7 protein-coding genes are annotated in these 9,389 nt (G+C 44.4%); 4 read left to right on the forward strand and 3 right to left on the reverse strand.

All coding sequences use genetic code 11. The features are described 5' to 3' along the window. Nucleotides 1-166 precede the first annotated feature (166 nt). The 4 genes from AACT21_RS02395 to AACT21_RS02410 all read left to right on the forward strand — a co-directional run bounded on the left by AACT21_RS02395 (nt 167) and on the right by AACT21_RS02410 (nt 5,008). Nucleotides 167-2,116 carry a PTS mannitol transporter subunit IICBA gene (locus tag AACT21_RS02395; protein ID WP_094164233.1) on the forward strand — a complete coding sequence of 650 codons (1,950 nt, stop codon included), beginning with the start codon at nt 167-169 and terminating at the stop codon, nt 2,114-2,116. Nucleotides 2,117-2,232: 116 nt separating this feature from the next. Beyond that, complete coding sequence (locus AACT21_RS02400; RefSeq protein WP_026028875.1) at nt 2,233-3,381, forward strand: mannitol-1-phosphate 5-dehydrogenase; 1,149 nt, start codon at nt 2,233-2,235, stop codon at nt 3,379-3,381. A gap of 61 nt (nt 3,382-3,442) precedes the next feature. Beyond that, nucleotides 3,443-3,973 carry an MltR family transcriptional regulator gene (locus AACT21_RS02405; protein WP_010319258.1) on the forward strand — a complete coding sequence of 177 codons (531 nt, stop codon included), beginning with the start codon at nt 3,443-3,445 and terminating at the stop codon, nt 3,971-3,973. A gap of 105 nt (nt 3,974-4,078) precedes the next feature. After that, nucleotides 4,079-5,008 carry a Gfo/Idh/MocA family protein gene (locus tag AACT21_RS02410; protein ID WP_026028440.1) on the forward strand — a complete coding sequence of 310 codons (930 nt, stop codon included), beginning with the start codon at nt 4,079-4,081 and terminating at the stop codon, nt 5,006-5,008. On the opposite strand, the gene nhaD is transcribed toward AACT21_RS02410, so the two are convergent. The 3 genes from nhaD to AACT21_RS02425 form a co-directional block, all read right to left on the reverse strand. After that, a complete protein-coding gene (nhaD, locus tag AACT21_RS02415) occupies nt 5,005-6,453 on the reverse strand; it encodes a sodium:proton antiporter NhaD (RefSeq protein ID WP_094164234.1) in 1,449 nt (482 codons plus the stop codon). The genes AACT21_RS02410 and nhaD overlap by 4 nt on opposite strands. 169 nt (nt 6,454-6,622) lie before the next feature. Then, on the reverse strand, nt 6,623-7,927 hold the full coding sequence (locus AACT21_RS02420) for a dicarboxylate/amino acid:cation symporter (protein ID WP_029189696.1): 1,305 nt from the start codon (nt 7,925-7,927) through the stop codon (nt 6,623-6,625). A gap of 482 nt (nt 7,928-8,409) precedes the next feature. After that, on the reverse strand, nt 8,410-8,853 hold the full coding sequence (locus AACT21_RS02425; protein ID WP_017046849.1) for a DoxX family protein: 444 nt from the start codon (nt 8,851-8,853) through the stop codon (nt 8,410-8,412). Between the last annotated feature and the right edge of the window lie 536 nt (nt 8,854-9,389).

The raw sequence follows: 9,389 nt of genomic DNA on the forward strand, positions 1-9,389 counted from the left end.
GAAATGATTTGTAAGCTAGGATTTATGAGGGGCTGATCACGAAAAACCCGTCGTCAGTTCCAGAATGAAATTGTGTGGTAAATTGATTGTGTACTAAGCAATCAACGGTTTTTCGCAGAACCGTTACAACAACAATATTCATCAGAACATCGAACGGGGAATCCGCATGATATCACCAGATGCAAAGATCAAGATACAAAATTTTGGTCGCTTCTTATCTAACATGGTTATGCCAAACATTGGCGCGTTTATCGCGTGGGGCTTTATAACCGCACTATTTATCCCAACAGGTTGGCTACCGAATGAAACGTTAGCATCTATGGTTGGGCCGATGATTACTTACTTATTACCACTGCTGATTGGTTACACGGGTGGTAAATTGGTTGGTGGAGAACGTGGCGCTGTTGTCGGTGCCATCACCACAATGGGTGTGATTGTCGGAACAGATATCCCCATGTTCATGGGAGCCATGATGGTTGGCCCTATGGGTGGTTGGGCGATCAAAACCTTTGACCAACGTGTTGAAGGTAAAGTAAAAAGCGGTTTTGAGATGTTGGTAAACAACTTCTCGGCAGGCATTATTGGTATGCTTGGCGCAATCTTGGCGTTTTACCTTATTGGGCCATTTGTCAAAGTGCTCTCTGGTGGTTTAGCGGCAGGCGTAAACTTCCTAGTTTCAGCACACCTTTTACCACTCACCTCTATTTTTGTTGAACCCGCGAAGATCTTGTTCCTTAACAACGCGATTAACCACGGTATTTTCTCACCGTTAGGTATTCAACAAGCCAGTGAAATGGGGCAGTCAATCTTCTTCTTAATTGAAGCAAACCCTGGCCCTGGTCTCGGTATTTTGTTGGCTTACATGGTGTTTGGTAAAGGTACAGCACGTCAAACAGCTGGTGGCGCTTCCATCATTCACTTCTTCGGCGGCATCCATGAGATTTATTTCCCATACATACTGATGAATCCACGTCTGATTCTTGCAGCGATTGCTGGTGGTATGACAGGGGTGTTCATTTTGACTCTCTTCAATGCAGGTATTGTTTCTCCAGCGTCTCCTGGCTCTATCTTTGCAGTGCTACTGATGACACAGAAAGGATCGATTGTTGGCGTATTATGCTCAATATTTGGTGCGGCAGGTGTGTCCTTTACCGTTGCGTCATTATTGATGAAAGCACAGAGCAGCACCGAGGAAGAAGGTGATGAAGCGGCGTTAGAAAAAGCCACATCACAAATGAAAGAGATGAAATCGAGCGCAAAGGGCAATATGACGACGGCTTCTCAAAAAAGCAATATTGATTTAGCCAACGTGAAAAGCATTATTGTTGCTTGCGATGCGGGTATGGGTTCAAGCGCAATGGGCGCAAGCATGCTGCGTAAAAAAATCAAAGATGCGGGCTTAGCGATTCATGTCACTAACCTTGCCATCAATAGTTTGCCGGAGAACGCAGAAATCGTGATTACTCATAAAGACCTGACTGGCCGCGCACGCACACATGCACCCAGTGCACAGCATATTTCACTGAGCAACTTTTTAGACAGTGAAATGTACAACCAGCTTGTGACTAAGCTTTTGGCAGCTCAACGCCCTAAGGCGGCGAATGATAGCGATGTGGTTAAAGTATCCATCCTCGCTGCGAATGACGACAGCTTTGAAATTCAAAAACCGTCCGTTTTTCAAATCCAAAAAGAAAACATTCACTTAGGTTTGAATGCCGCTAATAAAGAAGAAGCCATTCGTTTCGCTGGCAATAAGTTAGTTGAGCTTGGCTATGTGGAGCCTGAGTATGTTGATGCCATGTTTGAACGTGAGAAAATGGTATCCACTTATCTTGGAGAATCGATTGCCGTTCCTCATGGCACCGTCGCCGCCAAAGACCGTGTGATTAAAACGGGCATTGTGATTTGCCAATATCCTGCTGGTGTGCAGTTTACGGACGACCAAGATGGCGTAGCGAAACTGGTTATCGGTATTGCCGCCAAAAATGATGAACATATTCAAGTTATTACCACCATTACCAACGCACTCGATGAGCCTGATGCTATCGAGAAGCTCACCTCAACCAGAGACGTGAGCGATATCTTGGCCATCCTATCGGGTAACCAAGCAGCGTAACGCTTTTGCTCCTGAGGCAAAACGAGGTCGGCTGTTCCCCTATACTGCTGACCTCACCTCAATTGAAGCATTAAGCGCTCTTTTCTCTTTTAGATAAGTTTTTGGTAGGTAAGATTATGAAAAATGCAGTACATTTTGGCGCGGGTAACATTGGTCGTGGTTTTATTGGTAAATTATTGGCCGATGCAGACATTGAAGTGACTTTTGCCGATGTCAATGAACCTTTGGTCGATCAATTGAGTCATCGTCAAGAATACAAAGTAAAGGTAGTGGGTTCTGAGTGCAAAATTGATACTGTCACTCATGTCACTGCGGTGAATTCAGCCAGTAATGATGTGATTGATCGCATTGTAAAAACGGATTTGGTCACTACAGCTGTCGGCCCTGCAGTGCTTGATATCATTGCGAAAACGATCGCCAAAGGCATCACCAAAAGATTTGAAGCGGGCAATGAGCAGCCACTCAATGTGATCGCTTGTGAAAACATGGTTCGCGGTACAACACACCTGAAAGGCGAAGTGTATAAATATCTAGACCCATCGCTGCATGCTAAAACCGATGAGTTAATTGGTTTTGTCGATTCCGCGGTGGATCGCATTGTGCCACCTGTCGAAGCCGCGAACGATGACCCGTTGGCCGTGACGGTTGAAAGTTTCAGCGAATGGATTGTTGATGAACAGCAATTTAAAGGTGAGATCCCCAACATTGAAGGGATGGAAAAAACCAATAATCTGATGGCTTTTGTTGAGCGTAAACTTTTCACTCTAAATACTGGGCACTGCATTACCGCCTATTTGGGTTGTTTGAGTGGTCATAAGACGATTCGTGAAGCAATTGAAGATCCTGCAATTCGTCAGCAAGTGAAGCAAGCCATGCATGAAAGCGGTGAAGTACTCATTCGTCGTTACGGTTTTGACCCTGAATTGCACGCCGCTTATATCGAAAAAATATTGAGCCGCTTTGCCAACCCATATTTGGTGGATGAAGTGGATCGCGTTGGTCGTCAGCCAATACGAAAATTAGGCCCCAATGATAGATTAATCAAGCCATTACTCGGTACAATCGAGTACGGTGTTGAAAACAAAACGCTATTGAAAGGGATTGCGGCGGCCCTTAAATATACCAACGACAGCGATCCTCAAGCAGTCGAGCTTCAAACATCATTGAACCAATATGGCGTATGTAAAACACTGGCCCATTACACAGGGTTAGATGAGCAGAGCGAGCAGGTTAAGCAAATTGAAGCGATCTACAAACAGCTTTAATCACATAAATACTTTGGAGGGCGCTAATGCCCTCCCTTTATAACAACAATTAGTACAGCGTATGGCAGATAGAATTAACGAAAGCGATATAATTGAACGACTGAATAGTGCCCATTCGGTGCGCGGATTCTTTATTACGACGGTTGAAGTGTTCAATGAGGCGATTGATGCATTAATGCAACGCATTTTTCGCAAAGATAACTTCGCTGTCCAATCAGTAGTTGGCCCTCTATTGCAAGATTCTGGACCACTCGGCAACTTGTCTGTCAGGCTAAAACTGCTGTTTGGTCTTGGGGTATTACCTGATGATGTTTACCACGATATTGAAGATATCATCAAACTGCGTAATCAACTCAACAGTGATGGTGCTGAATACGAGTTCACCGACCCGAAAATTTTGGTGCCGATAAAAAAGCTCCATTTGGTGGCCAAAATGGGCATGGTGCAGTTGGAAGTATTGGAGCCGGATGGCGACATTGAACTGGATTTTTACCAGCTTCAACTTCAGCGTCAGCAACAAATCATCAAATCCGGGCTCTCATTGGCGATTGTCGAAATTTGCAATGAGCTGAACAAAGAGAGCCCATTTTAACCTCATCCCAGACAGGCAAGGATTGCCTTTTCACTGAGTTCTACACCTCCCTTTTTAATCTTCTTGTGTTAGCCTAACCTTCATCTAACGAAAAGAGATTTGATGATGAAAATTGGCATTATTGGTCTAGGTGATATCGCGCAAAAGGCGTATCTTCCGGTCATCACACAGCGCCCAGATTTAGAATTGGTATTTTGTACTCGTAATCCAGCTCTTGTTACGCAACTAGCGCAGCGTTACCGCATTTCAGAGAATTGCACGGATTATCGAGAGCTACTTGGCTATAACGTTGATGCGGTTATGATCCATGCGGCGACCTCGGCTCACCCTCAAATCGCCCAATTTTTCCTTGAACACGGAATTCCAACCTTTGTTGATAAGCCGCTAGCCGACAGTGCAAGCGCCTGTGAAATGTTGTATGAGCTTGCAGAAAAGCATCGTCAACCTTTGTATGTGGGGTTTAATCGCCGTCATATTCCGCTCTATAACCAACACCTAAATGCAGTGCAAACTGGTAATAGAAACGACTTACGTTCGCTTCGTTGGGAAAAGCACCGCTATGATCTGCCCGGTGATGTGCGCACCTTTATCTTTGATGATTTTATCCATCCGCTAGACAGCGTAAACGTGAGTGCTAAAGCCACATTGGATGATGCTTATATTACCTACCAGCAGCATCAAGGTCAGTTATCCCGCTTGGATGTTCAATGGCAACACGGCGAAAGTTTGCTGCATGCCTCAATGAATCGCCAGTTCGGCATAACCGCTGAGCGAGTCAGCGCGAGCTTTGTGAATGAAGGTTTTGAGTTTGACTCGTTTACACAAGGAAAACGTTGGCATCAAGGGCAAGAGCAAGCCCTTAGTTTAAAAGATTGGACGCCAATGCTGACCAGTAAAGGCTTTAGCGCCATGATTGACGATTGGATTGGCGTGATAAACAGCGGAAAGCTGGCTTCAGAAGTGGTGGCACGCAACTTGGCCTCGCACCAGCTGGCAGAGGCGCTGTGTCATTATATTGCAAAGCAAATTCGTTAAAACAAAGCGTGATTGAGTAGTAAGTGGACACCAATACTTGCGGCGTAGCCTGTTGCAATAATCGGTGTCCATTTTAGATGGCCTACAAAGGTGTATTTGCCGTGTGCAGCGCCCATCAGAGCCACTCCAGCGGCTGAGCCAATCGAGAGTAAACTGCCGCCGACGCCCGCTGTTAATGTGACGAGCAACCAGTTTCCGGTGGACATATCGGGTTCCATCGTCAGTACTGCAAACATGACGGGAATGTTATCGACAATCGCCGAAAGAAACCCAATCATCACGTTTGCCCATATGGGGTTCCATTGGCTATACATCACTTCCGAGATCAAGCCTAAATAACCCAGTAAGCTTAGCCCTCCTACGCACATGACCACCCCGTAGAAAAACAGTAGCGTATCCCATTCGGCGTGTGAAACTCGCTTAAAGACATCGAATGGCACCACAGAGCCAATACGTTTTAGGGCGGCCTCGTCATTATTTGCAATCGCAATTACGGTTTTTTTGGCCAGCGAAGTAGGTAAGGTTTTCCTGAGGAAGTAGCCAAAAAATTGTAAGTAAGCGAGCCCCATCATCATGCCTATCACGGGTGGAAAGCGCACCACAGCATGGAATGCTACGGCGGTAGCAATGGTTAACATGAAAAGTACGACAATACGGCGGGCTCCGCGTTTAAGCTCGACATGTTCATGCAGGGTGGTTGGCTTTTCCTTGGGCAGAAAAAATGACATCAGCAATGCAGGAACAAGGTAGTTGATCACAGAAGGGAGAAACAGAAAAAGGAACTGTGAAAATGGCACATGGCCCGCTTGCCAAACCATTAAGGTGGTGATGTCTCCAAAAGGGCTAAAAGCGCCTCCGGCGTTAGCCGCTACGACGATATTAATACAAGCAATGTTGATAAAACGTGGGTTGTTTCCTGCCACTTTTAGTACGACAGCGCACATCAACAGTGCGGTGGTTAGGTTATCGGCAATTGGCGAGATGAAAAATGCAAGTAGCCCCGTGATCCAAAAAAGATCACGAAAATCAAAACCTTTTCCCACCATCCACGCTTGTAATGCATCAAATAATCGCCGCTCTTCCATTGCACTGATGTAGGTCATCGCGACTAACAGAAACAGCAATAATTCGGCGTATTCCAGCAAATTATGCTCTAGCGCGTTTTTGGCAATCTCGGTTAATTCATACTGCTGATAAACATAACCAATCATGGCCCAAATTAAACCAGCTGCAAGTAACACAGGTTTAGACTTTCGTAGCTTAAGGTACTCCTCCATCATGACCAAAGTGTATGCCAGAGTAAAAATGACTAAAGAGGCATAACCAATCGTTGAGTGTGTTAGATCTAACGAATCGATATCGTTAGAGGAAGCAAGAGCGACTGAAGGAAAGAGTAAAGTGCAGAACAAAAGAAGCCATGTGCGTCGAGGTATCATTGTGTTCACTCCTAGAAAGTTAGGCTGATAAAATTCTAGATCTATTGAAGATAGTTCGGTGTGAGATAGCTCTGATCTACTTGATTTTTAATCTTATTCTTGACCTGTAACGCGAATAAAGAAAAACCCTGTAGCAATAGCGACAGGGTTTGATTTTGATGAGTGGAAGTGAAGAAAGTTAGGCTTGAGCTTTTGCTAAATGGACTTCTTCTTCTTTCACGCCAGCTTGTGGATCATTAAAGCGAGCTTCGTCTAACGCGCCTTCTGTTTTCGCCACAATAAGAGTCACACAGCTATCACCAGTAATATTGACTGCGGTGCGGATCATATCTAATAAGCGGTCAACACCCATAATCAAAGCAATACCTTCTAGTGGCAAGCCGACTTGGTTTAGCACCATCGCTAGCATGACAAGACCAACACCCGGAACGCCTGCTGTACCAACAGAGGCTAGTGTTGCCGTGAGGATGACCATCACGTAGTCACCCATGGTTAGGTCGATATTGAACGCTTGGGCAATAAATGCTGTCGCAACGCCTTGCATGATCGCTGTGCCATCCATGTTAACGGTCGCACCTAGCGGAATGGTGAAAGAAGCTATCTTGTTATCAACCCCTAAGCGGTTTTTAGCCGTTTCCATGGTGACGGGTATAGTCGCATTGGAAGAGGCTGTAGAGAAAGCGAACATAATGGCATCTTCCATTTTACGGAAGAAGGTGATTGGACTTAAACCAGTAAAGCCTTTCAACATCAAACTATAGGTGACAAAACCGTGTAGCAGTAAGGTAACCGTCAGTACTACGAAGTATTCTGCGAGGTTCAAAATGGCACTTAAACCAAGGCTGGTAAACAGTTTCGCCATCAGGAAAAATACGCCGTATGGAGCAAGGTTCATCAACAAAGCGACTAGTTTCATAATAACTTCGTTCAAGTCATTAAAAACGCCCGCAATACGCTCGCCCGGTTTACCCGCGGCACTGATGGCTATGCCAAATAGTACTGCAAAGACGATGACCTGCAGTGTTTTACCTTCTGCCATCGCGCTGATTGGGTTGGTCGGGAACATATCAATAAACACTTGGCCCAAAGAAGGGGCTTGCGCAGATTGGAATGAGCTTGCTGCGGTTAAATCGGCTCCGGACCCCGGTTGAAACACAGTGCCCATTGTCAGTGCCAGTGTGATGGCAATCGCAGTGGTTGCGATGTAAAAGGCTAGGGTTTTACCGCCCATGCGGCCAAGTGTGGTGAGATCTTTCAGTGAGCTCGTACCACAAACGAGAGAAACAAACACGAGGGGTACAACTAACATTTTTAAGCTGGCGATAAAGATTTTTCCGCCAACATCGAATAAGCCGTTAACGATATACGCGTCAACAAATCCGTTTTCAGCAAATAGAGCTCGAATGGCAAAGCCAGTCAAAATACCCGCTACCATACCTAAAATAACACGGCCGGTAAGCGACATCGGTTTTTTGGTATTCATTGTGAACACTCCTTTATTTTATGCACTTCGACATCATTTCAAAGCGTGCCGCAGGTTAGCAGGGCTGAGTGCAAATCAAAAAGTAAAATAATGTTAACGGTTAATTGCTGTGATCTTTATCACTTAAAATCGCCCATCCTTTACGTTTTAATAACCTATTTTTGGTTTTAAATTTTTATTTTTTATCATTTGGCAACATATGGGTCTTTTGTGTTAACAAATGTCACTATTCTCATCTAATGGTAATTCGCTAGTTTTCATTCAATTTTAAGCTCGTTTGGTTGCATATTTACCCATTAAGGTTGCTTTATATGAATAGGGTCTCAACGGCACTTTTATGTAGCATAAAAAGAAGGGCATGCAACACAAGTAGAGAAAGGAAGGAAAGTGATACTAAGTTGAATGTTATCGACTGAAAATCTTAACGTTTGAAGGAGGCTTGGCCTCCTTCAATGAAACGGTATGCTGGCCTTAGGCATAGATTATGCGAGCTTTTTATTTAACCAGTTATCAAGTGCCAATTTGCCAGCACCAGAGAAAACCAACGATACACTGGCTGCAAGCAGCGCAAGGCCAAACTCATAACCGTTATTAGCCATGAATAAGCCGTTACCTAAGTGTACAGAAGCGATTGCGACGATCATCGTAATAGAAAGAAGCAAGGCGGCAGGGCGAGTTAGTAAGCCAAGTAAAATGAATAGGCCCCCAAAGAATTCACCACTACCCGCTAAAAATGCCATCAGCACACCTGGGTTTAAGCCAATTGAAGCCATCCATTGACCTGTGCCTTCTAATCCATATCCTCCAAACCAGCCAAAGAGTTTCTGCGCACCGTGCGCCATAAAAATGATGCCAATTGGGAAACGAAGCGCAAGCGCAGAAAATCCAGAAGTTGATATGGTTAGTTGTTTCAATAGTGCTTTCATTAAAGTGTCCTCAGATTCATTAAAAGGTAGTAGGTGCTCAGCGGCTTCCTAGCTGTTGGAGCCAGTGTAGAGTGATTCGTAACCTGAGATAACTCACTCTGTTTGATGATTAAGTTCGAAAAAATTGAACAAGATTTATCTAGTATTTTTCTTAGCGCGGGGAATGTTGTGACCTTCTATCTATGATAAATCATGCCGATTGATCGTTTGATATCCCCTTCTTATTTGAAGCTGCAGCGGTGTTGGTTACGTTCGCTCACTTCATCAAATCGTTTATCTATACTCATGGGGGAAACTTACTTTCCAACCTACCTGCCACTTCAAGTTGTTTAGTTATACACAATATTATCATTTATACGGACACTAATAGCATTCGGATGGACCTGTATTTCATAGTAGTGTCTTTTCAAAGGAGCAGATAATGAATTAAAAAACGAAGAAGGTTACTAAAATAAACGGGCTACCTTTGGGTCGTTAGCTATATCTTTCTTTACAATGTCATCCATCATCTGTTTTCTCTTTCCCATGGTTTATAA

This window comes from Vibrio sp. V08_P9A1T1 (assembly GCF_963874405.1).
Taxonomy (GTDB): domain Bacteria; phylum Pseudomonadota; class Gammaproteobacteria; order Enterobacterales; family Vibrionaceae; genus Vibrio; species Vibrio anguillarum.

Coding starts and splice junctions, on each gene's coding strand:
- AACT21_RS02420 (WP_029189696.1), bottom strand. CDS start 7,927: ATGAATACCAAAAAACCGATGTCGCTTACCGGCCGTGTTATTTTAGGT.
- AACT21_RS02395 (WP_094164233.1), top strand. CDS start 167: ATGATATCACCAGATGCAAAGATCAAGATACAAAATTTTGGTCGCTTC.
- AACT21_RS02410 (WP_026028440.1), top strand. CDS start 4,079: ATGAAAATTGGCATTATTGGTCTAGGTGATATCGCGCAAAAGGCGTAT.
- AACT21_RS02405 (WP_010319258.1), top strand. CDS start 3,443: ATGGCAGATAGAATTAACGAAAGCGATATAATTGAACGACTGAATAGT.
- AACT21_RS02425 (WP_017046849.1), bottom strand. CDS start 8,853: ATGAAAGCACTATTGAAACAACTAACCATATCAACTTCTGGATTTTCT.
- AACT21_RS02400 (WP_026028875.1), top strand. CDS start 2,233: ATGAAAAATGCAGTACATTTTGGCGCGGGTAACATTGGTCGTGGTTTT.